Here is a 26,373-nt window from a genome sequence, read left to right on the forward strand (position 1 = left end):
TGGGATGGTCGGTATCGCAAATTCTCGCGCGCCCATCTGTCATTATATTCTTGTTGCAAGACAGAAACGTCGTTTTTTTTTGCCGACCTATGTCAAAAAAGCGACGCAGAAAGGGCAATGTTGGCGTTCAATTATTCCTCGGTAGCTCCTCCCCGAGGCTCCCCCAACCGCTGCCTCCCCGCGTGTTAAGCTGAGTGTCCATACAAAAAGGGCAAGGCAATGACTGGATTGGTGAAGACCGGGGTTACCGGCCTCGACGACATACTGCACGGCGGTATTCCGCGCAATAACAACCTGGTGGTCGAGGGCCCTCCGGGCTCGGGCAAGACCACGCTGGGCCTGGGCTTCATCTACCACGGCGCGCGCGACGACGACGAGCCGGGCGCCATCGTCTCGTTCGAACTCGACCCGGCCAAGCTGCTGCGCGACGCGGCCGGCTTCGACTGGGACCTGCAAGGCCTGGTCGACCAGGGCAAAATCAGGATCATCCAGACCAGTCCCGCCGTGCTGCTGAGCGAATTCCGCAGCGAAGACGGCGCCTTTGCGGCCTCGCTGAAGGACATGGGTGCGAAGCGCCTCCTGATCGACGGCCTGACGCCGCTGCGCCTGCATGCGGAGGCGAACGACATGCCGTTCCGCCAGGACGTGCACCTGCTGGTCGAAGGCCTGGCGCGCCTGGGCGTGACCACCATGGTCACCGCCGAAAGGGACGAGTCGCCGGGCGGCGTGTTCGCGCACGAGCGCTTCGTGTTCGATACCATCATCTCGCTCACGCGCGAAGAAACCCGGCGCCGCGTGCACCGCCGCCTGGCGGTCGTGAAATCGCGCGGCCAGGACTTCATCGGCGGCAGCCATACGATGCGCATCGAGGCGGGCAGGGGCGTGCACGTGTACCGGCGCGCGCAGTCACGCCCGCTTGGCGCGGTGGAGCAGCCGACCTCGGAAGAGCGCCTGTCGACCGGTTCGCCGGCCATCGACAAGATGATGGACGGCGGCCTGTATAAAGGTTCCGTCACGCTGGTGGGCGGCATTTCCGGCACCGGCAAGACGGTCCTGAGCGTCCAGTTCCTGGCCAACGCGATCAAGGCTGGCCACAAGACCTTGCTGGTGAGCCTGGACGAGCACCCGGCCCAGCTGATGCGCAACGCCAGGTCGCTCGGCTTCGACCTGCAGGCGATGGTCGATGCAGGCGACATGTTCATCTACTACGAGTCGCCGCTGGAACTGGAACTCGATGTCCACTTCGACCGCATCGTCAAGCTGGTCGACGCGCACGGGATCGACTGCGTGGTCTTCGATTCGATCGCGGTGTACGAGATGACCAGCCGCAGCGAGGTGGCCGATTACCTGTACGCGCTGGCGACCTTCTTCAAGAACCGCCTGGCCACGACCCTGTTCAACTACGAGAGCCCGGAACTGCTGGGCGTGTCGCAGATCAGCGAAGAGCTCAAGGGCTCGCACCTGGTCGACAACATCATCCTGCTGAACTACGTCGAAGTCTCCACCGTCCTGCGCCGCGCGATCGCGGTGCCGAAAGTGCGCGGCAGCCGCAACCTGCAAATCACGCGCGAGTACACGATCGGCATCGGCGGCCTGCTCTTGATCGACGAGAGCGACAGCGAATCCGGCGCCGTGCCGCAATTGCCGTTCTCCTCGTATTACGGCTTGCTGTCGCGCTCACCGTCGCGCCAGAGTCCGCTGATCGAGGAAGCCGTCGCCAAGGGCGCGCCGCTGCCCGAATCGTCGGACCTGCCGATCGAAAAGCCGCGGTGATCACGGTCGGCCTGCCGGGCAGTGCGCCAGTCGACTGGGACGACTGGGATACCCCGCTGACGCAGTTTGCGGAGGCGACGGGCCTGGTGACGTCCGCCTTCGATACGAGCGGCGTGCGCCGCATCGGGCCCAAGACCGCTTCGCGCCTGGGACGCTTGCTCGAGCGGTCCAGCCTGTGGGCCGGCGACGGCCCCGGTACAAAGCTCGAGCGCACGCTGGTGGACGCAAGCTGCGCCGAGGGGCAGCCTGCATCGGCGCAGTTCGAGGGCTTGCGCGTGTGTTCGCTGCCGCTGGTGCTGCATGGCGAGGTGTACGGCGTACTGGTGTTCGGCTGGCGCTTCGCCGACTTCAGTTCGGCCCTCGGGTGCGAGCGCATCGCCCGCCAGATCGGCCTGCCCGGCCATGTGCTGTGGAACGAGGTGCGGCTCGATGCGCCCGTGTCCGAACAGCGCATGGGCACTTATGCAGCGCTGCTCGGCACGCTGGCAAGCACGCTCGATCGCCAGCGCGAAACGATCGACGACCTGACGCGCGTGAACCGCACGCGCGAACTGTTCCTGGCGACCGTATCGCATGAAATGCGCACGCCGCTGTCGGCCCTGTCGATGCGCATCGAACTGATGCTGCGCACGATTCCCGACCTGCCGCCGAAAGCCATTACCGGACTCGAATCGATGCGCATGCACGTGCGCCAGGAGGCCGGCATGGTCGACGACCTGATCGACGCCGCGCGCACGCTGACCGGCCAGATGTCGGTCACGCGGGTCCCGATCGTGCTCGGGCAGGTGCTGCGCGACGCCATCTCGACCGTGGAAACCTTCGCACACACCAAGGACATCTCGCTGCGCGTCACCCCCGCCGATTACGGCGACGGTATCCGCCTCGACGCGGACGGCGGCCGTTTGCAGCAGGTGTTCTGGAACCTGCTGACCAACGCGACCAAGTTTACGCCGGAGGGCGGCGTGATCCGCATTACGATCGGGCGCAGCGAAAGCATGGTGTCGATCGACATCGCCGACTCCGGCCAGGGCATCGAGCCCGAGGACCTGCCGCACGTGTTCGGCGCCTTCACGCTGCAGCAGCATGACAACGCAACGGGATTGGGACTGGGCCTGTACATCGCGCGCCGCATCGTCGAACTGCACGGCGGGACGCTGAGCGTCAGCAGCGCGGGGCGGGGGCAGGGCGCGACGTTTGCGGTCCGGCTACCGGACAAGAGCTGGGGTCAGGTCTGACATTTGGACTCCCGCCTTGGCGCGAGCTCTTCCTTAGCCCCCAGCTTCGCCTCCTCGAAAACAGCCACCGCCCGGCTGACTGTCTTGGTCGATACGCCGAAGGCAGTTGCTATCCGCGGCATGGTGAAAGCAGTCGACAGGTAAGCGCGCGCCATCGCTTCATCTCTGTCGGCATACCGAATTCGATATTCGGTCAGGGGCAGCGCCACGGCACGTCGCTCTTCCCTGGAATTTTCTGCCAGTCCGTCGGCGCCTTGCAACTGCTGGTGCTCCGACACAAATGCGTCGTCGCCCAGGAGGAGTTGGTGACGGGTAGCGGTGAGCGGACTGGCTTCGTTAACGCCTGCCAGGACAAACGCCCGATACCCAGGCACGGCCGCCGTCGGGTTATTGCCGAACCGGTTCAGTAGCCAATCGCGCTCGAGCCAGCTCGGCGGGAGGTCCTGGGAGACAAAATAACGATGGCTACTCCATTTCCAATCATCCAGGGAAGACACGATTTTCGCGCGTAATGGATTCAGGATAATGTAGCGGGATAATTCTAAAAGATAACTTTCTTTCTGCACCAAGATGGCTTTGTAGCTGAATCGCCACGAGTTTTCTAGACACTCGCGAGCCGCTGGAAATACTGCTTTTCATATTCGACCGGCGACAAGTCATTGCTGAAGCTGTGCCGGCGCTTTGGATTGTAAAACATCTCGATGTAATCGAAGACATCCTGCCTTGCTTGTTCCCGAGTGCCGTAGGTCTTGCGTCGGATCCGTTCCCGTTTCAGGAGCTGGAAGAAGCTCTCGGCCACGGCGTTATCGTGGCAGTTTCCTCGTCGGCTCATGCTTTGCTGCAGATTGTGCTGGTCCAGGAAGTCGCGCCAGTCGTAGCTGCTGAACTGACTGCCTTGATCAGAATGCACCATCACCGTATTCTTGGGTTGCCGACGCCAGACGGCCATCAAGAGCGCATTCATCGCTAGCTCGCGATCGATTCGAGAACTCATCGACCAGCCGACCACCTGACGCGAAAACAGATCCAGTACAACGGCCAGATAAAGCCAGCCTTCGTAAGTGCGAATGTACGTGATGTCCGTCACCCAGACCCGATTCGGTTCCTGCACGTCGAATTGGCGCTGCAGATGATTAGGCGCCACCAGCGAAGGGGCACCGCCGCGTTTATATTTCCGCTTGGCGTAGCCGGTTTGCGAGCGAATTCCGGCCGACCTCATAAGACGATGGACGCGATTGATACCGCATTGTTCACCGAGCTCGCGCAGATCGTCGCTGACCTTGCGGTAGCCGTAGACGCTGCCGCTTTCGAGCCACGATTCCTTGATGGGAACCAGAAGGCGCTTGTCTTCCTTGGCGCGCTTGCTTTCGGGGTTCAGGCGCCAGGCATAGTAGCCGCTTGGGTGCACCTCGAGCACTTTGCACAGCCGGCGCACCGGGAATTGGTCCTGTAACTGAGCAATTAAGGTGTACCTTACCCGGACGTCTTGGCAAAGTACACCGCGGCCTTTTTCAAGATGTCACGCTCCTCCGTGACGCGCTTGAGCTCGGCCTTCAGGCGCCGCATCTCGTCGGACTGGGCATCGACGACCTTGCGCTCCGCCTCGGGTACGCCATAGCGCTTCGTCCAGGCGTACAGACTGTGGATGCTTATCCCGAGCCGTGCCGCTACTTCGCTCGCCGGGTGGCCGCCCTGCGCCACCTGCTTGACCGCTGCAATCTTGAATTCATCTGTGTACCGCTTTCCACTCATACCTTCTCCTTGTGCTCGACATTATGGCTCAGGAGTGTCTACGATAGTCGTGGCGATTCAAGCGTCCTTGAAACAGATGCCCGACGAGACTGTGTCGCCAATTGAAATGCTGGGTGTACTGCCCGTTGAGTTGGCGCATGCCGCTCGAAAGATTCGCCTCCGCGGTCTCGATCAGCAGATGGTAGTGATTGGTCATCTGGCAAAAACTATGGATGACGAAGCGGTGGCGTTCGCACACCAGCCCAAGTACCTTCAGCCAGGCACGGCGATCGGCATCGTCCCGGTAGATCGGGTTACGCCGGTTGCCGCGCGAAGTGACGTGGTAGAGGGCGCCGGGAAATTCAAGTCGAAGTGGTCGGGTCATACCGGTAACGGTACTGTATGACTGCTCGTTGGCGCTGAGATTGCGCAGCCGTCCACGCTGTACTGCCGGGGTCAGGTCTGACATTTGGACACGGCCTCTACCGTAGTCCCTAGCCCTCGCCTTCTCAAAGGCAACGTGACCTGATTGTCAGACCAGGCCTCGCGACAATCGAACAGTCGAGGTCGTGTCTAAATGCGGTGGTTGTCAAGCTAGTTGTCGCGTGAGCAGCCGTTAAGCTGTTCTTCTAAAAGCCGGCATATTGGTCGCCGGCGCTGTGGTTTCGCTGATCGCGTGGTCGGGGTTGAGATGCACTTCCCTGATCGGCGACCAGTTGCGTATGGACCCGGTCCAACGCAGCGGATTGGCCTCACGTGCGGCGTTGTAGACGGCTGTGCGGGCTGCCAGCAACACGTGGTGGAGGCCCGCGTGACGTTGGGTCGGCGTCACGAAGTTGATGGTGCTGTGACGGTGCTCGTTGTTATACCAGCGCACGAATCTGGCCACCCAGTTGCGTGCGTGTGCGAGGTCCGTAAATGCTTTACCGGGATAGTCGGGGCGGTACTTCAAGGTCTTGAACAAGGATTCCGAATATGGGTTGTCATTGCTGACGGCCGGCCGGCTGAACGAAGGCATCACGCCCAGTGCCTGCAAGGTCGCCAGCATGGTCGCGCCCTTCATCGGGCTGCCATTGTCGGAATGTAGAATCACCTGGTTGGGCTGGATTTTTTCACGTGCACAGATGTCGCGCATGACCTCGGCCGCAAGGTTGCTATGCTCGTCCCGATAAACCTGCCAGCCAACGACCTTTCGGCTGTAGATATCGATGAACATGTACAGGTAAAAATAGATTCCCTTTACCCCGCTCGGCAAATAGGTAATGTCCCAACTGTAGAGCTGGTTAGGCGCCGTGGCACAGATGGCGCGCGGTTTGCTGCGCTCTTGAACCGGCCGCGCCGCCTGCCGATGCTTGACCAGGCCAGCGCTTCGCAACACCCGATAGAACGTCGATTCGGAGGCCAGGTAAGTGCCCTGGTCGGCCAGGCGCGGCACGATCTGGCTAGGCGGCATCTGGCCAAACTCGGCCGAGTTGGCGATAGCGAGAATCTCTTCACGCTCTCGCGCCGTCAACGCATGAACTGGTTGTTGGACGCGCGTCGTACGCCCATCGGGCGCAGCACCGACTAGCTTCCAGCGCTGCAATGTGCGCAAGCTCAAGCCGATGATTTCACATGCTTTGGTATGGCGCGCTCCCGAGGAAACGGCTTGGGCGACCATCGCGACGATATCGGCCCGCGCTGCGGGCAAGGTCATTTGACCTCGTCCTCCCACAGCGCATTGAACTTTTTTTGCAATAAGAGCAGCGCTGCGGCCTCCGCGAGTGCTTTATCTTTACGATCCAAATCCCGGCGCAATTTGTCTATCTCTTGCTGCAGGCTGCGCATCTCGCGTGTATCGACGGGGGCGGTCGGCTTTGCATCCAGGCAGAACCCGGTACGCCAGGCTTCAAGATGGTGCACGAACAGCCCACGCTCGCGGCACCAGGCCTGCAGCGCTTCCTCATCCAGGGCGTGCGTTTCGTGCAGCGCCACCAGCTGCTCGCTTCGGCTCCAGTCCTGCGGCCGCTTTTCCCTGTCAGAGGACGCTTTCAACATATATAAATTCTTTCTGCGAATCCAGTTCTTGACCGTGTACACATTGACGTGCAGGTCGTCGGCAACGTCCTGTATGGTGCGCTTGCCGCGAGAATACACCTTCACCAAGGCTTGTTCGATGAAGGCGTCGGAATACAGTTTGCTCATGTTGTCTCCTAAATGTGAGGCGACAACTAGCGTGACACAGGGGGAATGTCAGACCTGACCCCAGGTTTTTCAGACCTGCTTGTAGAAGAAGGTCGTCCCGCACAACTCGCCGTCAGGCATCAATGCGTAGTTCGGCACCACACCGACGCGCTGCCAGCCGAGGCGTTCGTACAGGCGCTCGGCGCCCGCATTCGCCGTGTCGAGCACCAGCAGGTTCCTGCGCTGCTCGCGTGCGGCATCTTCCACCGCCTGCATCAGGCGCAGGCCGATACCGGCATTGCGCGCGCGCCGATGGACCAGCAGCTTGGCGACGTCGGCGCGGTGCGGCTGGTTGTCGGGCATGCAGGTGATCAGCTGGACGGTGCCGGCGATGCCGTGCTCGTCCTCGGCCACGAGCAGCGTGCGCTCGCCGCGCGCGACGCGATCGGCCACGTCCTGCCAGAAGCGCTCGGCGCGCTCGCGCGCCAGCGGCAGCATGAAGCTCACGGATGCGCCGCCCTCGACACAGTCGAGCAGCACGTCGGCCAGTTGCGCCGTCGCGGCGGCCGCCTGGCCAGCGTCCAGCCGGCGCACCGGATAGGGGTTCGTCATTCTTCTCTCCTGGGTGGCTTGTGGGCTTGCGAGACCAGCGCAACCAGGTAGCGCGCCGGCTTGTCGGCCGGGTTATGGTAAGTAATGGGCTGGTCCAGCCGCATGCCGAGACAGTCGCCGGCCGCAAGGCGCCAGCAGGTCGCGCCCACGGTCAGGTCCATCGTCCCGTCGATCATCCATACCTGCTGATAAATGTCGACGTTGCGCGCGGCCGTTTCGTAGGCCACGCGGCCCTGTGCGGGGAAATCGACTTCCACCAGCTGGATCGGCGAATAGGCGGGCGGCGACAGGTTGCGGCGCACGTAGCCGGAATCCGGATCGGTCCACACCGGCTGGTCGCCGCGCCGCGAGACGGGGGGCGGCGGTTCCGGCGGCGCCGGCTGCTCGAACAGCGACGCCAGCGTGACGCCAAGGGCGGCGCTCAGCTTGTCGAGCACCGTCGCGGTCGCGCTGCTTTCGCCACGCTCGATGAGCGAAATGTTCGAGCGGCTGACACCGCTCCGCTCGGCCAGGGCAGCCAGGGTCATGCCTTGCACAGCGCGCAGTTCACGCAAGCGTGAAGCGATCAGCTCGTTGATATCCATTCGTCCAGTATATAGGATTTATATTTCCCGTATACTAGATTTTATCGATGCGGAGAACCTGCCTGAAGCCGGACAACCGGTTTGTGCGGCACGCTCACACCGCCAGCTGCTGCAGCAAATACAGCCGCTGATACAAGCCACCCTCGATCCGCATCAGCTCCTCGTGCGCACCCGCCTCCGTGATGCGCCCGTGATTAAGCACCACGATCCGGTCCGCATCGCGGATCGTCGACAGCCGGTGCGCAATCGCGATGATCGTCACATGCCCGCGCAGCTCGTCCAGCGCTTCCTGCACGATCTGCTCGGTCGCGCTGTCGATGCGCGACGTAGCTTCGTCGAGCAGCAGGATGCGCGGCTCGCCCGCCAGCGCGCGGGCGATCGCGATCAGCTGCTTCTGGCCCGAGGACAGGCGCGAGCCGCCTTCGCCGAGCGAGGTGTCGTAACCCTGTTCCAGCGCCGCGATGAAGTCGTGCGCGTGTGCCGCGCGTGCCGCCGCCTCGATACGGTCGAAGGACAGCCCGCGCCCCATGTCGATGTTCTCGCGCGCGGACGCCGCCAGGATGAACGGGTCCTGCGGCACCAGGCCAACTTCGTTGCGGAAGCGTTCGTTGTCGATGCCGGCGATCGGCTCGCCGCAGATCTCGATGCGGCCGTTCTCGGCCGGGTAGTAGCGCAGCAGCAGCGACAGCAAGGTCGACTTGCCGCTGCCGGTATGGCCGACGATGCCGAAGAAGGCGCCCTGCGGGATGTCGAGCGTGATGTCGTGCAGGACGTTCTGGCCCGGCACGTAGGCGAAACTCAGGTCGCGCACGCGCACGGCCGGCGCGTCGGGCTGGGCTTCGAGGCGCGAGCCGGCGGCGCGGCCCACTGCGTGTTCGGCGGCGCCGGCTTCGTCCAGCAGGCTGGCCACGCGCGCGGTCGCGACGACCGCCTGCTGCAGGCCGCTGAACTGCATCGTGATCTGGATGAGCGGCTCGACCACGCGCGCGATGTAGCTGATGAAGGCGTACAGGACGCCGACTTCGACGGCGCCGATCTCCCTCTGGCCGAAGCTGAAGATGACCACCGCCAGCAGGATCACGTTGAGCAGGTCGAGCGCGGGGCGCAGCAGGAAGGCGTTGGCCTTCAGTTCGGCCAGGCGCGCGTGGTAGTGGCGGTCGTTGGTGAGGGCGAAGCGTTCGCCGAAACGGCTTGCCGCATTGCTCGACTGGAGCACCGTCATGCCGCCGATCGATTCGGCCATCTGGCCGTTGATGTCGCTCCTCAGGCTGCGCGCGCGCGTCACCGCCGGTGCCGACAAGCGCTGGTACAGCCAGACGATGACCAGCACCGCCGGCAGCAAGGCGAGGACGATCAGCATCAGGCGCCAGTCGAGCCAGGCCATCGCGATCATGGTGCCGACCAGGACGATGCTCGAATCGAGCAGCACGAACAGCACCTGGATGTACAGGGTTTTGACGGCCTCGGTGTCGTTCGTCACGCGGCTCACCAGCTGGCCGGTGATGGCGCGGTCGAAGAAGGCCATCGGCAGGCGCATCACGTGGCCGTACACCCATTCGCGCAGGCGCTGCACCGAGCGCATCGCCATGCCCGACAGGCGGATCAGCTGCAGGAAGCGCAGCCAGGATGCGGCCCAGCCGGAGAGCAGCATGCCGCCCAGCAGCAGCGCCATGCGCGGCCAGTCCGCGTGGCGCGGCAGCAGGTGGTCGTCGATCAGGGCTTTACCCAGGATCGGGCCGATTACTTCCAGGCCGGCCGACAGCATCAGCCACAGCGTCGCCAGCATCAGGTGGCGCCGGTCCGGCCAGGCTGCGCGGCGCAGCAGCGATGCCGCCTGCGCCAGTTGGGCGCGGCCGGCTTTGTCGATCTTGTCAGGCTGCGTCAAGGCTGGCCTCCAGTTGTTGGTAGCGCCACTGGCTGGCGTACCAGCCGTCCAGCGCAAGCAGGGTCTCGTGGTCGCCCGATTCGACGATGCGGCCCTCCTTCAGCACCACGATCAGGTCGGCGTTCACGACGGCCGACAGGCGGTGGCTGGCGATGATCGCGGTCAGTTCGGGCCGCGCCGCGCGCAGCTCGGCCAGGTGCTCGAGGATGCGCGTCTCGGTGCCCGTATCGACCGCCGACAGGGCGTCGTCCAGCAGCAGCAGCGAGCTTTGCGCCAGCAGCGAACGCGCGATCGCCACGCGCTGGCGCTGGCCGCCCGAGAGCGTGATGCCCTTTTCGCCGACCGGCGTGTCGTAACCCTGCGGGAAGCGCAGGATGTCGTCGTGGATGGCCGCCATGTCGGCCGCCCGCTCGATCTCGGCGCGGCTGGCGCCGGGGCGGGCGAGGGCGATGTTCTCGGCGATGCTGGCCGATAACAGGAAGGATTCCTGCGGCACCCAGCTGGTCGCCGCGCGCAAGGCGTCGAGCTTGTAGCTGCTTAGGGGATGGCCGCCCCAGCTCACCAATCCCGCCTGCGGCGTGGCCTGGCGCAGCAGCACGCGCAGCAGCGTCGACTTGCCGGCACCGGTCGGGCCGACCAGGCCGAGCGTCATGCCCGGCTGCAGCGCGACCGAGACGCCATCAAGCGCCGGATGCTCGGCTCCGCCATACGTGAAACGCACCTCGCGCAGGGCCAGCGGTCCGTCCGCGATGCGTGTCAGATCGCCTTCGTCTTCCACGGTGAGCGGCGCATCGAGCATCGGCTGCAGGCGCGCCAGGCCCGCGCGTCCCCGTTCGATCAGGGACAGCACCCAGCCGGCGGCGAACATCGGCCAGATCAGCTGCCCGAGATACATCGTGAAACTGGTCAGCGCGCCGATGGTCAATTGGTTGTTCCAGACCAGGTAGCCGCCCAGGCCGAGCGTCAGCGTGCTCGCTGCGGTGAGCGTCAGGCCGACCGCCGGCTCGTAGGCCGCTTCCCATTTCTTGGCGCTCAGGCTGGCGGCGGAGGCCTGGCGGGCCAGTTCAGAGAACTGCTGGCTGCTGCGCGCTTCCAGGCCGAGGGCACGCACGGTGCGCACGCCCGAGAGCGACTCCTGCACATGGTCGTTCAGCGCCGAGAAGCGTTTTAAAGAATCCGTTTCGGCCGCGTGGATGTGGCGCGAGATGTACCAGAAGGCGAGGCCCATGAGGGGGAAGGGCAGCAGCGCGATCAGCGCAAGGCGCCAGTCGACGCCGAGCAGCATCACGCCCAGCACCATCACCAGGGTAAGGGTGCCGTCGAAGCCGGCCAGCATCGCCTCTCCCGCGGCCATCTCGATGGCGTCGATGTCGTTCGTCGCCAGCGCCATCAGGTCGCCGGTGCGCTGCTTTTGATAAAAGGCCGGGCCCTGGTTCGACAGGCGCGCGTACAGGCGCGTGCGCAGTTCGACGCCGAGGCGGTAGGCGGCGCCGTACAGGCGGATGCGCCAGCTCACGCGCAGCACGTAGATGGCCACGCCGAGGGCCAGCAGCTGCATGATCTGCAGCGTGAGGTCGTGGCTGGATAAACGGTGCGCGGCCAGGCCGTCGATCATGAAGCCGACCTTGCGCGGCACCCAGACCGTGCACACGGCGACGCCGGCCAGCATCACCCCCGACGAGGCATAGGCTTTCCAGTGGCGCAGCACGAAGCCGCCTACCAGGCTCGCTAAACTCATGACATTCCTTGCGTTGGCGCCCGCGTGACGCAATCGGGCCGCGGCCGTAAACACACGAATGCACGAATGCACGGACGCAGCCCCAAAAAGAAAAGCGGGCCGAAGCCCGCTAGTTTACTTTCTTTAATCGTCGGGCGTTGCCCGCCTTGTGCACCCGGATCAGTTCTGCTTCCGGCGGCCCTTGCTGCCGCGGATTTCCGTGACCTTGGTCGTCGCAGGAATCACCACCGGCGGGGTGGCATCGACCGGCTCGACTTTCGGCAGCTCGATCTCGACCGCAACCTCGACCGGCACGCTGGCGGCGACCGGGTGCGGCGGCGCGACCGGCACGTCGAGCACTTCGCTGGCGGCCCTGGCGATGGCAGTCGGCTCCACGCTCGGCTCGACGCTCGATGTGACGATGGTGATGCTCTTGGCCTTGGCCTCGGCCTTGGCCTCGGCTTCCGCTTCAGGCGCGGCTTCCTGGACCGGCGCCGGCGTGAACGCCGCGGCGGTCGCCTGCACCGTTTGCTGCGTCGCAGCGGTACTTGCCGTCGTGATCGCATTCAGGGCGTCGGCGCTGTAGCGGCGCAGCGGCGTGAAGCTGGCGCCGGCGGCGATGCTGAAGAACTCGCGGCCGAAGTCGAACATCGTTTTCAGTTGCTGCTGGGACTGCGCACCGAAGGCGAGCAGGTCGCGCGGGTCGCGCACTTCCAGCAACTGGCGCAGGGCGGCCGTCGACTGTTCGATGGCGGTGCGCGAAGCGTCGAGCTGGAGCGCGAGGACGCGGCTGGTACGGTCGAGTGCCTGGTCGCTGAAATTGCGCACCAGGTTGAATCCATTGTCGAGCTGGGTGAGGCGAGCTGCGGAGAACTGTTCTGGAAGTGAAGTCATCGTGTTTCCCTTATCGTTCGGCTGATCGTTCGGCATATGAGTCGGTTATGGCGCACTGCAACATAACTAGTGTAGCCTCGATGCTGAACGACGCAAAGCGAAATTTGTCACTGTGTCATGGGTGCAATCTTGCAGCGCAGCATCGTTACGATCACTCACCGGAAATCCGTCGAAAGCGATGGGAAATCGCTACAATCTTCCCATCTGAACAGGAGCGTCCATGGACCTAGTCATCCGCAATGCCACCCTGGCCGACGGCCGCAGCGGGCTCGATATCGGCGTGCTCGGCACGCGCATCGCCGCCGTCGAACCGGGCCTGTCAGTACAGGGCGTACGCGAAATCGATGCGGCCGGCGACCTGGTCACGCCGCCCTTTGTCGACGCCCATTTCCACATGGATGCGACGCTCAGCTACGGCCTGCCGCGCGTCAACGAATCCGGAACCTTGCTCGAAGGCATCGCACTCTGGGGTGAGTTGAAACCGCAACTGGAGCAGGAAGCGCTGGTCGAACGGGCGTTGCATTATTGCGACTGGGCCGTGGCGCGCGGCCTGCTGGCGATCCGCACCCACGTCGACATCTGCGACGACCGCCTGCTGGCGGTGGAGGCTTTACTTGAAGTGAAGCGGCGGGTGGCGCCGTATATCGACCTGCAGCTGGTCGCCTTCCCGCAGGACGGCCTGCTGCGCAGTCCCACCGCCTTCGACAACCTGAAGCGGGCGATCGCCATGGGCGTGGACGTGGTCGGCGGCATCCCGCATTTCGAACGCACGATGGCGCAAGGCGCCGAGTCGGTGCGCCTGCTGTGCGAATTCGCGGCCGACAAGGGCCTGCGCGTGGACATGCATTGCGACGAGACCGACGACCCGCTGTCGCGCCACATCGAGACCCTGGCCCATGAAACCTGGCGCCTCGGGCTGCAGGGCAGGGTGACCGGCTCCCATCTCACCTCGATGCACTCGATGGACAATTATTATGTGAGCAAACTGCTGCCCTTGATGAAGGAGTCCGGCGTCGCGGCGATCGCGAACCCGCTCATCAACATCACCCTGCAGGGCCGCCACGACAGCTACCCGAAGCGGCGCGGCATGACGCGCGTGCCCGAGCTGCTGGCGGCCGGCATCGACGTCGCCTTCGGCCACGACTGCGTGATGGATCCGTGGTACGGGCTCGGTTCGGGCGACATGCTGGAAGTGGCGCACATGGGCCTGCACGTGGCCCAGATGACGGGACAGGCGGCCATGCGCCAGTGCTTCCTCGCCGTCACCGAGACGCCGGCGCGCATCCTCGGGCTGGAGGGCTACGGGATTGCGCCCGGCTGCCACGCCGACTTCGTGCTGCTCGACGCAGCAAATCCCGTCGAGGCGATCCGGCTGCGCGCCGCGCGCCGCGCCGTCGTGCGCCGCGGGGCGATCGTCGCCGAAGCCCCGCGTGCGGCCTCGACCCTGCAGCTGGCTGGACGGCCGGCCCAGGTCGATTTCCGAATCAGGCGCTGACATCCATCAGGCCGGTGCTAGAATCGCCCGTTCATTTAGTAAATACCAAGTATTGCCGAGCCGTGAAAGACATCCACATCCGCCCCGCCACAAGCGCCGACTTCGACGCGATGTGGCATATCTTCAGCGCCCACGTGACGGCTGGCGAGACCTACCCGTTCGGTCCCGAGGTCACGCGCGAAGTTGCGCAGGTCTACTGGCTCGGTAACGGCGTGACCAGCCGCGTGGCCACGCTCGGCGAGCGCGTGCTCGGCATGTACCGCGTGGTGCCGAACCAGCTCGGACGCGGACGCCACGTCGCCAACGCCTCCTACATGGTCAGCCCGGCGGCGCAGGGCGTGGGCGTAGGACGCCTGCTCGGCGAGCACAGCCTGGTCGAAGCGCGCGGACAGGGCTACCTGGCGATGCAGTTCAATTACGTCGTCAGCACCAATGCGGCGGCCGTCATGCTGTGGAAGAAGCTGGGGTTTTCGATTGTCGGGACGCTGCCGAAGGCGTTTCGCCACAAGCGGCTAGGGTATGTCGATGCCTACGTCATGTACCAGCTGCTGCAGGATCCGGATCACTGGCCGACTGCGGACGAGTAGGCGCCTTCCAAACCGTCAAACGGGTGCCCCCGTTATTCAGTCATTCGGGACGATCAATCGTGTCGACCAGCGTCGTCCGAACTTTGCGTGGGGCCGGCTTCTGGCGCCGGTGAAGGGAGTTGGTTTCTTCCAGGCTGCCGCTCGTCGCTTTTAACCGGCGGACAACTCGTTCGGGCGAATCATTTTCACCATTTTGTCCCGCCGTTCGTTCTGATGGGGTTCCCGCTGGCTGGAACGTCGGCAACCGATTCGGACGTTCGCTAAGGTCCGCTTACGACCCAGAGCGGACATAGCATCCGAAAAATACGACTTCATGAACTGACCAAAGCCAACTCAGCTGGATGCTCTGCCAGAACAGCAAAAGCCTACTCAACCATCGTTTGTCCATTCTCGCGAATCCAGCGAGCTAGCTTCTGACTTTCCCCAGTGCCTTGTAAGCTGCGCCATAGGCGCCTTTCTGTCGAAGGTCTACAGCTTTGCGGGTTTCGAGTGTGGCTCGGGCGCACCTAAGACAGGCGACCGGTGTCGCTTCATGGTAGGTCCACACGCCAGAGCGATCGGTTCGGGCTGCATATATAAGCACCTCAAAGACCAAGAAGATAGGCCGAGACCAGTAAAGGATGGAGCACTAGTATAGAAACCGTCCCGCCCTAGGACGATTCCCTGAGTAGCCCGCTGCCGAACGATTGGCTGCGCATTGCACCCTGACGAGGGCAATAGCGCTTATGCAAAATCAGCCGATGACTGAGCTCACTCGCATATTACCTAAAGCGGGTTTCTATTTTGCAACGCGGCGTTGGGACCCATTCCAAATTTTCCCTAAGCATTTATCTATCCAATAAAGAAACACCCCGGTACGCTATCGCGTCGCTAATAATTCATAGTATAAATTTAACCACAGTTAAGTGTTGGCGTGCTACCTTTTGATCGATCGTAGATATTTATAGAACTCAAACGAGTTTAGCTAGATCGCCTGTCGTTCTTTCTGTAAAACATGGTTAGGGTTCGCCTTTGCAGTCTAATTTCTATACGGAGTTCGAATGAATATTACTAAATTCGGTCCGCCGGAGCAGCGTGGTGTGGACCTCGATTTCGACATTTACTTTACTTTAGACAAGGCCGAAGTCGATACTGTTGGTAAAAAAGAAACGCAAGCGTTGGTCATAGCCGCTCTAACGAACGTGACAGGGGAATGGGGGGCTTTCGGAGCAGCAGCTGGTTTGCTCATAGCTTCTTATTTTTCTCAAATCGCGGCAAACGCGGGGCCGAATGGTTGCTCGGTTAAGTTGACATTACGCAATTCTGCTGTCTTTAGCGAATTTATTGCCCAACCCATTTAGATGAGATAAAAATAATTGCACCTCTTCGATAAAGAACGACGGGGATAAGCTCGCTACAGCGAATAGAGGTTGTTGTGACCTACACGTTCCTTTGTGCTGCAGCGTGCTAATAGCTGAGCGACCAGTTAGCGCAAGAAGATAAAGATGAAAAAGATTTATTTTGTTGCGTTCAGCTTCGTAGCGACGTTTTTTTCTGCTTTAGTGCGCGCCCAAACACAGAGTTTTAAAGGCGCCGCAGTAATTGCTGCGGCATCGATTAATCCACCAAACCCAATAAAATTCTGCACGAAGGCAAAAGATGATGCCAAGGAGACAGCGTCGGACACCGGATTCAAGGGCTCTGCTACCTGGGAGTGGTTTGAGTACTGATAGTAACTGCAAAATTACCACGCTGGCGGCCGGGAACCTTGCTTCTTATTTTGTATTTACTGCAAAGGGTAGATTTTAAAATTGGTCTTTTCCAAGATATAAGAACTGTTGGAATTGCTCTCGCTGCTGGCGAGCGTTATGCCCCGTATAGCGACCGGGGCATGAAAACTGACGGCTTAGTTGGGAGGTGGGCTGCGGTACTTCAGTGACCTCAGTACTTTGGCTAATTCTTCCGACGTCTTGTACTCCCTGACTGAGGGTATAAATTGCGTCCAGACAATCCATTTCGCCTTCACCACACATAAATATATGGAATGCCAGTGCGTCCGCTTGTAGCCGATTGCCGACCTACTGATAACGTAGCCGCAGACGTCCAATCCTGGCCGTTAGCGGACCTACCTCGACCGTTCGTTAGCGTCTCAAGGCTGACGCGAAAGCTGAGGTGGCGAGTCACCAAGCGGATGAATGCCAACGCTACGTTCCATATTGAAAGGCGTACGTCCGTATCGTATACGCAGCGTCCAGTTAGGCTGCCGTATGAATGAACGAGTGTACCATCTCGAAAAGCTCCAGCGGCGAAGCAGTTGCGCCATTGCCGCCGGCTTGGCGTACTTCGTCACGAGTGCGATCGAGATAGCGAGCGGACGAGTAGACGACAACGGGCAGATCCTGCACGCCCGCACGCCGGATATTCTGGATTAACGCCAATCCGGCCTTTGCTCGGTACTCCCCCTCCTCGCGCCGGCCCATGTCTGAAATCACGAGTCCAAACGGCTCCCGCCCAGAGATAACAAGTCGCATAGCGTCCGTTGTAGAGGTGACTTCGATTACGTCAATGCCTTCGTTCTTAAGCTTCGCAATCTCAAAAACGTTGTTCTTCGGCTGATCGTCGACCCAAAGAATTCTGCGAACGCCCGCTATCCGTGTCGGTCGCGCAACGGTCCCTGCTCCTTCAGCATTCTCAGTTCGGCTCGGGGCAGCATTGTCGAGGACGATGCGTAATTCGGATACCTTTTTTTGAAGATCATCAACTTGGCTAGCTAGGCTTTCCGAAGCCTGTTGAGCGCTTACCTCCATCCCGCCGATCTTGATTGTGAATTGGCGGGAGTTGATCACGTTTCGAACACTCGGGAAAATCTTCCAGATGAAAATTGCAGCAAATATCGGCCAAGCGAGGCCAGTAATTGCTTCAACGAGTTTTGGAAGTTCGGGAGGGATGTTAAGTTCCATTTGTAGCCAATGATGCGCTAGATAGCAAGATTTTGGCAAGTGCCTTGAGGTCGGCGAGAAGCAGAGATGCGCGCCCGTGTCCAGAAACAATCGCTGTTCAAGCTGCAGCAGCATGCCTCATTGTCAATTCGCAACGTCAGGATCGTGGCGCAAGTGGCACGCTTGCGCGAGCTTCTCGAATCGTTAGACTGCTCTCGGGGCTTAGGCAACGATGTGGCGGCCTCGTCAGGCCTAAGCAAACGCTCGTTTGCAAAGTTGCTAGACCTTGAAAGGTCTGCTTTAGGCGGAGGTCATGTTCAAATGTCAGATCTGACCCTCGCTAGTGCTCGCCATGTTTTGTTCGCGACCAGGAACCATTTGCAGGCCAATACACGGGCAATGGTGGATTGCATGGTGGAGGCGTTTGGGATAGGCGCAGGACGCAGACAGCGCGCAGCGCGGGTGACTTGCTGTGGTGAGCTCGTGAGCGAGACGCAGGCTGGTTTGCGCCGGTCGGCTCTATTGCTTTCTCGCGCTCTCCTTGCCGGCCCATTTCGCTGCGGTCAACCAGGGCTGGACCGGGAACGTGGAATACCGCGCACGGCGCGCGTGCATGGACTACACTGAAATTCTCACATTATCTTGCGTGCGTTGATTCAACCTGCCTGGCAGCGGTCGCTCAACGGTAACGGCTGCCTGCCAATGGCGGACACAACCGCCACAGGCGCTCGGCGCGGGCAGTACTCGGACGTGGAACGAAGATTTCTACGGAATCCTATATACGATGGCATGGCGCCTCCGGAATCATCGGCAATCGCAGCTGCCAACGATGTCACCAGGAGAACATCATGAGACATACCTTGACGGCGGTTTTCGATAAGCCCGGCGATGCGCAGCATGCGCTGAATAAATTACATGCTGCGGGATACTCAATGGAGGACACGGCGCTCTCCATTGCTGCCCCAACTGGACAGAGCAGCAATGGCGACAGGACGAGGGCCGGCGAAGAAAGCCGCCTCGGCGTGTCCGCCAAGCATCTCTTCGCGCGATTGCTCGGCACTGGACGCACCGGCCATTCCGCACGCCATACTGACGCCTCCCCTGGCGGCCGGAACGTGGTCACCCTGACGACCGAGTCGGAAACGGAAGCGAAGCGGGCCGTCGAACTCGTCGGGCGCCTGATGTCGACAGACGGCGGGGACGACCGTGCTGCCTGCCGCTATGGCAGCGAGATGCACGTCAGCGAAAAATACCGCAACCGTTCGTGGAATGAGGTGGATAAGGAATTGAAGAGCGGCTGGGAACTGCGCTATCCCGGCGCCTCGACCTGGGACGCGTCCGGGCTCGCCATGCGCCGCGGCTGGGATGACGCTAGTCCTGACATCGACGAGGACAGTTACTACCGTACACATTGGAATGCGCGATACGCGCACGACGCGAGTGGTAAGCGCGACCGTGCACTGGCAAACGGGATCGGCAACAAAGGCAGAGATGGCTTCCAATACCATCTCCGCCACTGGACAGCGGCTGCAGCAGACCGGAAGGCAGCTTGGGCATTGCGACACGGGGGAGAGCTGCCTCCCTGGGAAAAGTTCAAGGATGCCCTGCTTCATGGCTGGGGCGGTATCAATCTCGGCAATGACGATACGAAAAGTCTTTAACGAGCGCAGCTTGGTTTGGTGAGGGAGTATCCATGCGTACACTATTCTTTTTGGTGGACCAGATACCGATCGACGTGAATACGGACGAGCAGGCCCTTGACGATGCGCTTGCGTGTACATTTTCCGGCGAGCGATCCCGTCGCTGTCACGTTTCATTTGCCATTGACTTGAGCGTCAGCGCCGGCGGAAATCAGTCAGCGTTAGAAGCCCCGCCTGCGCAAGGATAGCAAACCGCGCTGTGCCGGCATCCGCGCCAGCCACCACCCTTTGTCCGACGACATGGCCCGTGACGCCAGCTTCGAGTTCAGCCATGACACCAACAGGCTCATGGACAATGGTCAGCCCCGCCTTCACCGGACGGAGAAAATACCGCTGCTTTCATGCTACGCATGGTCAGCCCCTTTATATTTCCGGGCGGGGGAATGGCTGGCGCCCAGGGCCTCGCGATCGGAACTTTACGCAGCCATAGTTTAGACAAAGAGCACTCGCTTGCTTGCAATCAGTTACGTTTCGCGGTCAACTTGCATATCGCGCCAGCGTTACATGGTCATGCACGTATGTTCGTGTAGCCCTTTACTGGAACCACTATGAAAAAGCTCTTGCTCAGCGCAGCTCTCACCCTTTTAACGGCAAGTGCAGCGTTTGCCCAGACAACTGTGCCGAATCCGATTGCCCAAACGACCGCAACTGCTCCAGCGAAGGCACCCACCGGCGCCGCGGCATTGAGCTCGGCAAAGACTGACTCTGCAAAGCCCAGCAAAGAAAACAAAGCGCCGATGGAGCAAGCCCTTGGTGGTGGTAACGGCAAAGTGTGGGTGAACGATTCCAGCAAGGTGTATCACTGCGAAGGCGACAAGTACTACGGGAAGACCAAGAAGGGTTCGTACATGGCAGAAGCTGATGCAAAAGCAAAAGGCTTCCATGGCGTGAAGGGCAAGACCTGCTCTAAGTAACATTAATTGCAGTCTACAACCGGCTGGCCTTCCAAGCCGGCCGTGTTCGTCATTAAGTTGCCTGTAGATCGTTACATCAACAGTAAAACTCAACGTTACAGGCGCGACGACCTGGCGCAGTCGACCAAAGCGGACCTTCAAACGGACTGTTCGTACTTGGCTTTAAGGTCAGCAATCAACGATGAGGACCCTTCAACCGAAAGGCCAACGTAGGTTTCGCTCTCGATCTTGAGTGGGTCCACCAAGGCCCACCGCCGTCCAGTGCTGGATGTCTTGGGAACCCGCCACCGCGTTCCATTGATCTCGAACGGAATATCCCGAATCGCCCAATGCACGCTTTAACCGGGCAAAAGCGACTTCGTCGTGTTCATCTCCAACTCGCCATTTTCTGATTGCATAGCCTTTGCTCATGATGCGTTGATGGAGTGGCGGAGTTCCGCTCCTGGCCGATTTCGGACAAATTGTAGCGCCGCTTGCGACCCGAAGCGGACCTTGCCTCTAACTGCTGTGCGCGACGTTACGCATGAGTTCTTCGGCGAAAGGCTGCTGGTGCGTTTCGAGATACGAAACCCAGAAAGACATGGAGGTATTTGTTGCTGCTAGATTTGCTGCAAGACGGTATACATCGCGCCCGTTGTCCGTCTCCTCCAAACTCTCAACACTTCCCACCCAGCCATTCCTGCTTACGTCGACTGCACGCTCTTTGCCGAGCATTTCCTCAGGTGACACAGGCTGGGCGTTTGAATGTCCGCCAACTTCGATGATGTGCACATCGACTGCCCAGTCTGCACCCCAAGCCGACCACGAGCCATCGCCATTCCGCTCATGGTATGCAGGTGGTAGGTTTACTGACCAACCGCCCCATAACTCAACTGTTCCGCCATTCTCAAGTAAGGTCGCCATTTATCCGTGTCGAAGTAAGTGTGTTGGGTGGAGACTGGAACCCACCGCTAAGTGTCCGCTCTTGGCCGATTGCGGATCTATTGTAGCGTCCGCTTACGACCCATAGAAGACATTGCTTCAACGCGTAGTTAAGCCGCGTACGGCCGATAGTCGTCGAACTCCCAGGCCGCAAATAGGGCAAGCTTGTTCGCGACTTCATGCCAGTCCTTGCCTTGGCATGCGTCCATTCGACGGGTAACCGCCTGCAACATCAGGTCGTAGTCATACTCAGGCATCAACAACATGTGTCGTCCCCAAACAGCGCCCTCTTCAGCGCATTGCTCCTTGATCCAGTTCGGTGTGCAGACAAAAAGGTCGAACGAGTCCCCCGCATCGCTCCCTACAATGCCCGCTTCGAGACGAATCGAAATGCCGAAATTTCCGGGATTGGCGGGACGATACTCTTTCAAGCCGACGTGCAGTTCATTCGAATACATCCTCTTGAGGGAAGCTCTCACGACATCATCCTTAGGCTTATTTTATCGAAGGCAATGGTCCGCTTCTGGCCGACAGCGGACTTACCTTGACCGGCTGCTGCCGATCTGCCAGCAGTCTGCACGCAATTTCACACATGCCATCAGTCGGAGATCTGGCTATTCAAACTGCCGAGATCAAATGCGGAAGTCATCTAGCGTCTTGCCGCCCGCGATGCCTTCCACGATCCACTTCGGCTGCCGTCCTCGGCCTGTCCAGGTTTGATCGTTGTCCGCGGGATTTTGATACCGTGCCTGTACCTTCTGTCCTTTACCCTTGTTTGATTTTTTCGTGCCGGTAGTAAGCAGCTCATCGATAGATATGCCAGCCCCTTTGGCAATCGCGAGAACCTGCTGCCGTGCTTTCTCCAGTTCGCCTTGCTGGCGGCCCTTGATCTCTTTTTCGATGTCGTGCTGCAGGCCTTTTAGCTCGCTTAGGTTGTAGCTTGCCAAGTCGATGTTCGCCATGATGTTCCCTTTACCTTGAGGAGTGAACGTACTCTCGACGATTCTACTATGCGCTCGAAAAATGAAATCGCTAATGAAGCGCACGTGTCCGCTCTCGGCACAAGGACAAGGTGCTAGGAGCAAAATCAGCTTCCTACCCACCGAGGAGGAATCATGGATGCGAGCATCTACAAGGGGAAGCATTCTGTTCCCTGGAACAAAGGACGGCTGGTCGGCCAAAAGCTGCCACTCAAACTACGCGAAATTTGGGCAATTAGAATACGGCTACAGCTGTCAGAACGCATAAGAGATCTTGCCCTGTTTAACCTGGCGATCGACAGCAAGCTCCGGGGTTGCGACTTGGTCAACCTTCGGGTGAAGGATGTGGCACAAGGTAGAAGTGTGTTTCACCGTGCCATAATCATGCAGCAGAAGACGCAACGACCTGCCCAGTTCGAAATCACTGATCTAACTCGTCAGTCTGTTCTCGGCTCGATCGACAAGCAAGGTCTAACCCCTGCTCAGTTCCTTTTCCCGAGTAGAGTCTCAGCAGTGCCTCACCTCTCTACCCGCCAGTACGCACGGATCGTTTCTAGATGGGTAAACTCGATTGGACTAGATTCCACGGCCTACGGTACACATTCGATGCGTCGGACCAAGGCCACGTTGATCTATCGGAGGACGAAAAATCTTCGAGCAGTTCAGCTGCTTCTTGGGCATACTAAGCTCGAAAGCACGGTACGCTATCTCGGCATTGAGGTCGACGACGCGCTTGAGATTGCCGAGCAGACTGAGGTTTGAGTTGGGTCGACCGGCCTAGTTGGGTGGGCAGACGGCCCACCCAACTACATTGCCAAGGTCTGCGTTCGGCTAATAGAATGCAGCGCTCGGTATCTGATTTTTAGGAATGCTTAAATAGTGAAAGTGTCGAGCACGAAAAAACCTCCAACTTGGTCCGATGTCAAAGCAAAAGTAGCGGACGTTGACCGCGACGGTGTCTTGGCACTGCTTCGGGATCTGTACTCTGCCAGCAAAGAGAACCAAGCGTTTATGCACGCGAGATTTGAGCTCGGCGCCGATATGCTCAGCCGCTACAAGACGTCGATCACGCGCTGGCTCTGGCCAGACATTTCCCGAGGGCAGGACATTTCGGTTTCGAAGGCTAAAAAAGCGATCGCAGACTACAAGAAGGCCGTTGGACGACCAGATGAGACGGCTGAATTGATGACTTTTTATTGCGAACAGGCTGTAGGTTTCTGCCGCGAAGTCGGCTTGTCGGACGAGACTTTTTTCATTTCGTTGATGGGCATGTTTAGCCATTCCTTAAAGTTGGCCACGACACTTGGCCCGGTAAAACGCGGTAACTTGTTAGAGCGTCTTCACGAAGTAAGTCGGCTCAGCCATGATTTTGGCTACGGGCTTGGTAATGAAATGGATGACCTTCTAGCGGACTACTCGGCTTTGGACTGACCGGCGGCCGCTTTCGGCCAGGAGCAGACCTAGCAGTCATAGGCGTAACAGATGGAATTTTTTGACAAAACGAAGCAGACGGATAGCCCGTCCAGTTATTCAAAATTAAGTCTGGACTTCTCTGGATCACAACCATCACATTGACGACTTGTTTAGATAGCAACGATACCGTACAGTGAGCTAACTTGGTTTCAATCGGTCAGGAACTGACTTAAGGGAGGAAACATTCATAACGTTGGAAGATGCATAATTTTAAATCCGTCAACACCTCATGGTGCATATTCGCAGCTATCAATTAGTGTAATCATCATAGCTAGACTTCACTGCCCATGAATATATCAAAACGACATGTCCAATTCTAATATACAAACGGTAAAGCATATAAGTTCGATAATAGGGTTACTTTGGATGATTGCGCCATGCGCGAATGCGAATCCGGCGCTGGACTTTGCAAAGCAATTAAAGGGCAAGTTTCCTAGTGAAGTGGCGGATAGCCAATTTGACAGAGTCTTCCTAATCCGTACACATTATCCTTATTATAGTGTGCGCGCTAAATATGACGATGCTAGTCAAACGACCACAATGACGATGGAGTACATCCGTGACGTTGAGCTAATCGATGACTGTAAGGTGGTTGGGTCTGGGGTAGGGCAAAACGGCTACGGGGCTATAAGCAAATTCAAAAAAGAAGTTTGTCACCGGCTTTTCCTGGATACTTCACAAAAGCCGAGTGCAGGAGATAAGTCGGAATATTCCTATGACATAAGCTTCCATAGCACCCCAGGTGACTACCGCAACCTCGTAAAAAACGGCGTTGATTTAGTCGTTGATTTTTCTCCAATCAAAGATACTTCTAGCTTGGTCAAGCACGATTACGCTTTTCACGAGGCTCGTATCGACAGCCCAAGTCAAGTTTCGGTCAATTTATACCGACTGCCAGCTAGAGTAAAAAAGGTAACTTTTTTCTTACGTAAGTCTAAGGTCCCATTTCATACTGATGAGTACCTACAATAATAGTGTCGATAGTGCGTGGCCGCATACTGCTGTACCTAACAAAAACGCTTAATAGTACCCATTCTTGTCGTCAGAGCCACATAGGCATACACTGAGCCGCTCCGAACGTCTGCAATGGGTCGTAAGCGGACGCTACAATACGTTCGCTGACGGCCAAGAGCGGTTGGGCCAGTTTCCCTTATGATGAAAACATTCTTCTGATCGGCCGAACTACCGGAGAGCCCTTGCGCCTGGAGGCGCAAAGTCGTTCTGAGGCTCGCCGCTGGTGCGGCTCGAAATCCCTCCTTGCCCCGCGTCCGTACCGCCTGCGGATTCGATTCCGGACGTCGGAACGCATCGTACAAAAAATACACCCCTGTCGGCTTTCGCCGACAGGGGTGTATTTTTTGGGTGTCGTATGCAAGCATAGGAAGCCAACGTACAAGGAGGGAGGGCAATGAGGGATTCAAAACGCCAAACCGAACTAAAAGCTCTCAAAATCAGAAACGTCGTAACCCAGCTAAATGCTGCGGTTTCGGAATTTGGACTCATTGTGGAGGCGCTTGCGAAAATTGATGCCGAACCTGCGCTCGATGAGATGCCTGATGAGTATTTTGTTCTTGATGGGATGTATGCTGCACTGCAACGTACACGCGAGTTTGCAAAGGTGGATCTGCTCTCAATGAGCGATCTAGAACTATCCGCTGCTGTTCGATTCGTTTTTGAAATGTCGTTGTGGTTTTCGTTTCTGACCGGTCCAGCTGGCAATGGCAAGCGTTATTTTGCGTTGGTTGCATTGGAAAATAAGAAACACCTTGAAAAGGAAATTCAGCACTTCAAATACGAGATTGCGAATCTCCGAGCTGGCGAAGCTGAGTTCATGAATCAGGTGACCGCCGTCTGCAAGGAGAGAGCGGTAGCCGGACTGCCGCTCCCAAGTAAATCCGAAATTATGGAAATCGCGATTAAATGCCGCGCTGCGTTCGCCAAGAAATTTTCCATTTATTCAGACTCTGTGGAAAAAGCTGGTTTCATAAGTACGGCCGACCATATTGAAAAGGTGATTTTGCCAGACTGCCTTAATATGCTTGCTTCGGTAGAGCAACGCATTGAAAAACTAAAAAGAAGCGGGGTCGAGATTAAAACAATAAAAACGAAAGAGCTCGCAGAAATGGCCAACATGGAACAAGAATATTCTTGGCTCTTCTCTCATACCAGCAGGAAAATCCACGCTGAGCCTTTCAGTATCCAGAGCGATTTTTCTAAGCTGTCACCTGATGAGAGATTCATTTATATTGACTATCTGTTATACAAGGTCAACGGGATGCTGAGAGTATCATTTGACGAGTTCCGTAGACGCCCGGAGTTTATACACCGGCTCCGAGAGTCGCTGATTTAGAGCGCCTAACAATACCTCACGACGTACCTCCAATAGATTGAAGTGCAGGCCAGCGAAAGGAATGCCTGTAAATACCAGCTCGACGCTCGTGACGGGTACCTAACCGGCAAACACGGTGGCGCCAACCAAGTTTTCACTCTACGATCCATCGCCTCCAGCAAAGCCCTCGCGTGACTCCATACCGTAGCGCGCAATTCTTGCTGTGATTCTCCAAGTGCAGCAGCGGCTGGACGTAGAGACACCATCTCTAGTGGTTGTGAAGAAAATTAACTGGTTTCGGAAACGTAAACGACTAAGCGACGCTGCTCGGTTGGCAGAGGCGGACTCAAAAAGGAGTCTGGTCTTCGAAGAAGTCAGAAGCGCTCAATAGCCCAGAGTGATGCCGCTTCGGGTCGGCAGCGGACGCTCAGAAGCCGCGGCCGAGCTGGAGGGATTTCCGAA

At 59.0% G+C, this 26,373-nt stretch carries 24 protein-coding genes and 1 pseudogene; 12 read left to right on the forward strand and 13 right to left on the reverse strand.

The annotated features are described in order from the left end of the window. The first annotated feature begins 219 nt into the window (after positions 1-219). Both AC1MEM_RS08000 and AC1MEM_RS08005 read left to right on the forward strand, forming a co-directional pair. Positions 220-1,773, forward strand: a complete 1,554-nt coding sequence (locus tag AC1MEM_RS08000; protein WP_499476482.1) for an ATPase domain-containing protein — start codon at positions 220-222, stop codon at positions 1,771-1,773. Next, on the forward strand, positions 1,770-3,008 hold the full coding sequence (locus AC1MEM_RS08005; RefSeq protein ID WP_499476483.1) for a sensor histidine kinase: 1,239 nt from the start codon (positions 1,770-1,772) through the stop codon (positions 3,006-3,008). The genes AC1MEM_RS08000 and AC1MEM_RS08005 overlap by 4 nt, the downstream gene beginning before the upstream one ends. Here the strand turns inward: AC1MEM_RS08005 and AC1MEM_RS08010 are convergent. From AC1MEM_RS08010 to AC1MEM_RS08050, 9 genes and pseudogenes are all read right to left on the reverse strand, one after another. Beyond that, a complete protein-coding gene (locus AC1MEM_RS08010; RefSeq protein WP_499476485.1) occupies positions 2,999-3,577 on the reverse strand; it encodes a hypothetical protein in 579 nt (192 codons plus the stop codon). The genes AC1MEM_RS08005 and AC1MEM_RS08010 overlap by 10 nt on opposite strands. A gap of 32 nt (positions 3,578-3,609) precedes the next feature. Beyond that, positions 3,610-4,760 (reverse strand): IS3 family transposase gene (locus AC1MEM_RS08015; RefSeq protein ID WP_499476486.1). Its coding sequence is split into 2 segments (ribosomal slippage): positions 3,610-4,520 and positions 4,520-4,760, totalling 1,152 coding nucleotides; the frame shifts between segments, so codons are not numbered across the junction. Positions 4,761-4,788: 28 nt separating this feature from the next. Then, positions 4,789-5,208: a transposase gene (locus AC1MEM_RS08020; protein WP_499476487.1), complete on the reverse strand. Its 420-nt coding sequence runs from the start codon at positions 5,206-5,208 to the stop codon at positions 4,789-4,791. Between the two features lie 147 nt (positions 5,209-5,355). Then, positions 5,356-6,923 (reverse strand): annotated as a pseudogene (locus tag AC1MEM_RS08025) (IS3 family transposase). A 69-nt stretch (positions 6,924-6,992) separates the two neighbouring features. Beyond that, a complete protein-coding gene (locus AC1MEM_RS08030; protein ID WP_499476488.1) occupies positions 6,993-7,514 on the reverse strand; it encodes a GNAT family N-acetyltransferase in 522 nt (173 codons plus the stop codon). Then, the gene (locus tag AC1MEM_RS08035) at positions 7,511-8,098 is read right to left on the reverse strand and encodes a helix-turn-helix domain-containing protein (protein WP_499476489.1); all 588 of its coding nucleotides are present in this window, start codon (positions 8,096-8,098) and stop codon (positions 7,511-7,513) included. The genes AC1MEM_RS08030 and AC1MEM_RS08035 overlap by 4 nt, the downstream gene beginning before the upstream one ends. Positions 8,099-8,192: 94 nt before the next feature. Beyond that, positions 8,193-9,884 carry an ABC transporter ATP-binding protein gene (locus AC1MEM_RS08040; protein ID WP_499477603.1) on the reverse strand — a complete coding sequence of 564 codons (1,692 nt, stop codon included), beginning with the start codon at positions 9,882-9,884 and terminating at the stop codon, positions 8,193-8,195. Positions 9,885-9,969: 85 nt separating this feature from the next. Further along, positions 9,970-11,721 (reverse strand): ABC transporter ATP-binding protein, encoded by a 1,752-nt coding sequence (locus AC1MEM_RS08045; protein ID WP_499476490.1) that lies wholly within the window; start codon positions 11,719-11,721, stop codon positions 9,970-9,972. 159 nt (positions 11,722-11,880) lie between these two features. Continuing rightward, on the reverse strand, positions 11,881-12,594 hold the full coding sequence (locus AC1MEM_RS08050; protein WP_499476491.1) for a phasin family protein: 714 nt from the start codon (positions 12,592-12,594) through the stop codon (positions 11,881-11,883). A 220-nt stretch (positions 12,595-12,814) separates the two neighbouring features. Between AC1MEM_RS08050 and AC1MEM_RS08055 the strand changes: the two genes are divergently transcribed. The 4 genes from AC1MEM_RS08055 (at position 12,815) to AC1MEM_RS08070 (ending at position 16,385) form a co-directional block, all read left to right on the forward strand. After that, complete coding sequence (locus tag AC1MEM_RS08055; protein WP_499476492.1) at positions 12,815-14,089, forward strand: amidohydrolase family protein; 1,275 nt, start codon at positions 12,815-12,817, stop codon at positions 14,087-14,089. Between the two features lie 62 nt (positions 14,090-14,151). Continuing rightward, the gene (locus tag AC1MEM_RS08060; RefSeq protein WP_499476493.1) at positions 14,152-14,676 is read left to right on the forward strand and encodes a GNAT family N-acetyltransferase; all 525 of its coding nucleotides are present in this window, start codon (positions 14,152-14,154) and stop codon (positions 14,674-14,676) included. Positions 14,677-15,716: 1,040 nt separating this feature from the next. After that, positions 15,717-16,016: a hypothetical protein gene (locus AC1MEM_RS08065; RefSeq protein ID WP_499476494.1), complete on the forward strand. Its 300-nt coding sequence runs from the start codon at positions 15,717-15,719 to the stop codon at positions 16,014-16,016. A 144-nt stretch (positions 16,017-16,160) separates the two neighbouring features. Then, positions 16,161-16,385 carry a hypothetical protein gene (locus AC1MEM_RS08070; RefSeq protein WP_499476495.1) on the forward strand — a complete coding sequence of 75 codons (225 nt, stop codon included), beginning with the start codon at positions 16,161-16,163 and terminating at the stop codon, positions 16,383-16,385. Between the two features lie 525 nt (positions 16,386-16,910). Here the strand turns inward: AC1MEM_RS08070 and AC1MEM_RS08075 are convergent. After that, positions 16,911-17,729, reverse strand: coding sequence for a hypothetical protein (locus tag AC1MEM_RS08075; RefSeq protein WP_499476496.1), 819 nt, complete (start codon positions 17,727-17,729; stop codon positions 16,911-16,913). Positions 17,730-18,442: 713 nt separating this feature from the next. On the opposite strand from AC1MEM_RS08075, the gene AC1MEM_RS08080 reads away from it, so the two are divergent. Further along, positions 18,443-19,255 (forward strand): hypothetical protein, encoded by an 813-nt coding sequence (locus tag AC1MEM_RS08080; protein ID WP_499476498.1) that lies wholly within the window; start codon positions 18,443-18,445, stop codon positions 19,253-19,255. A 587-nt stretch (positions 19,256-19,842) separates the two neighbouring features. Next, positions 19,843-20,208 (forward strand): signal protein, encoded by a 366-nt coding sequence (locus AC1MEM_RS08085; protein WP_499476499.1) that lies wholly within the window; start codon positions 19,843-19,845, stop codon positions 20,206-20,208. Between the two features lie 498 nt (positions 20,209-20,706). On the opposite strand, the gene AC1MEM_RS08090 is transcribed toward AC1MEM_RS08085, so the two are convergent. The 3 genes from AC1MEM_RS08090 to AC1MEM_RS08100 form a co-directional block, all read right to left on the reverse strand. Beyond that, positions 20,707-21,111 carry a hypothetical protein gene (locus AC1MEM_RS08090; RefSeq protein WP_499476500.1) on the reverse strand — a complete coding sequence of 135 codons (405 nt, stop codon included), beginning with the start codon at positions 21,109-21,111 and terminating at the stop codon, positions 20,707-20,709. A 128-nt stretch (positions 21,112-21,239) separates the two neighbouring features. Then, the gene (locus AC1MEM_RS08095; protein WP_499476501.1) at positions 21,240-21,608 is read right to left on the reverse strand and encodes an immunity 8 family protein; all 369 of its coding nucleotides are present in this window, start codon (positions 21,606-21,608) and stop codon (positions 21,240-21,242) included. A 153-nt stretch (positions 21,609-21,761) separates the two neighbouring features. Beyond that, positions 21,762-22,091, reverse strand: coding sequence for an H-NS histone family protein (locus tag AC1MEM_RS08100; protein ID WP_499476502.1), 330 nt, complete (start codon positions 22,089-22,091; stop codon positions 21,762-21,764). A 153-nt stretch (positions 22,092-22,244) separates the two neighbouring features. On the opposite strand from AC1MEM_RS08100, the gene AC1MEM_RS08105 reads away from it, so the two are divergent. The 4 genes from AC1MEM_RS08105 to AC1MEM_RS08120 all read left to right on the forward strand — a co-directional run bounded on the left by AC1MEM_RS08105 (position 22,245) and on the right by AC1MEM_RS08120 (position 25,932). Beyond that, the gene (locus AC1MEM_RS08105) at positions 22,245-22,871 is read left to right on the forward strand and encodes a tyrosine-type recombinase/integrase (RefSeq protein WP_499476503.1); all 627 of its coding nucleotides are present in this window, start codon (positions 22,245-22,247) and stop codon (positions 22,869-22,871) included. 117 nt (positions 22,872-22,988) lie between these two features. Continuing rightward, positions 22,989-23,540: a hypothetical protein gene (locus AC1MEM_RS08110; protein WP_499476504.1), complete on the forward strand. Its 552-nt coding sequence runs from the start codon at positions 22,989-22,991 to the stop codon at positions 23,538-23,540. A 348-nt stretch (positions 23,541-23,888) separates the two neighbouring features. Then, positions 23,889-24,554 (forward strand): hypothetical protein, encoded by a 666-nt coding sequence (locus AC1MEM_RS08115; RefSeq protein WP_499476505.1) that lies wholly within the window; start codon positions 23,889-23,891, stop codon positions 24,552-24,554. A 436-nt stretch (positions 24,555-24,990) separates the two neighbouring features. Then, complete coding sequence (locus AC1MEM_RS08120; protein ID WP_499476506.1) at positions 24,991-25,932, forward strand: hypothetical protein; 942 nt, start codon at positions 24,991-24,993, stop codon at positions 25,930-25,932. The last annotated feature ends 441 nt before the right edge of the window (positions 25,933-26,373 follow it).

Source organism: Telluria sp. AIW5 (assembly GCF_056680575.1).